Origin of the sequence: Cnuella takakiae, assembly GCF_001953305.1 — a bacterium.
GTDB lineage: Bacteria > Bacteroidota > Bacteroidia > Chitinophagales > Chitinophagaceae > Flavisolibacter > Flavisolibacter takakiae.
Window position 1 is genome coordinate 5,233,211 of the sequence record NZ_MTFE01000010.1, and the last position, 970, is coordinate 5,234,180.

Below are 970 nucleotides of genomic sequence, written 5' to 3' on the forward strand. Positions count from 1 at the left end.
GGAGTCGCTCACCCTTCAACTCTATGAACAATGGTTGCAAAAATGAGTTTTCCCAAACGACTGCATGATGCCCTCAACTACAACGAGCAGAAAGTAGCAAAGGGAGTTGCCCACCTGCTCCATGCAAGTGGCTACCTGTGCAAGCCAATGGAGTTGAGCTACTACCAAAAAGCAGCAGCACTGGAGCAGCGCAACAGCATGGCCCAAAGGGCCGCTTCCCAAACCATCCATATATCGCTCAACTTTTCACCCAAAGACCGCCAGCTTGATGCAGCTACGCTAAGCAGCATTGCAAGGGATTACATGCAGGGAATAGGCTTTGGCAGTCAGCCTTACCTGGTGTACCAACACCAGGACGCAGGTCACCCGCACCTGCACATCGTCAGCACTACCATCCGAAAGGATGGCAGCCGCATTCCTACCCACAACCTGGGAAAGGTGCAGTCCTCTAAGATGCGGGTGGAACTGGAAGCAAAGTACAACCTGGTTTCGGCAAGAGGCAGAACGGCACTGGAAACAGCCCCTTCCCTACTGGCACCAAAACCCACACAATGCGGTAAGGAAGAAACAAAAGCGGCCATTGCCCGAGTGGTAAACGATGTTTTCCGGCAGTATGCCTTTAGCTCCCTGCCCCAGTACAATGCGGCATTGGGGCAGTATGGTGTAGTTGCAGATGGGGGCACGGAAGAAAGCCGCCTGTACCGGCACGGTGGCCTGCTCTACCGGATGCTGGATGCTGTAGGAAATAAAACTGGGGTGCCTATTAAGGCCAGTTTGTTGCCAGGAAAACCAACGCTCAAAGCACTGAGGGCCAAATTCGGATTTGCTGCAAAGAAAAAAGAATGGGCACTGCCCGGGGTTGTGCGCAAAGTTGAAGGAGCGTTGCATGCAAGTACAGGTCTGCCACATTTTACCCAAGCCCTGAAGCTTGCCGGCATCTACACACTCCCCCGCAGTGCAGGCAACGGCA

Annotated in this window: 1 protein-coding gene; it reads left to right on the top strand. The window is 53.6% G+C overall.

Features of this window, described 5'->3' with window-relative positions:
- Window positions 1-30: 30 nt before the first annotated feature.
- Window positions 31-970: relaxase/mobilization nuclease domain-containing protein (locus BUE76_RS22360; protein ID WP_083639293.1), on the top strand; the 940-nt coding region annotated here is incomplete at its 3' end.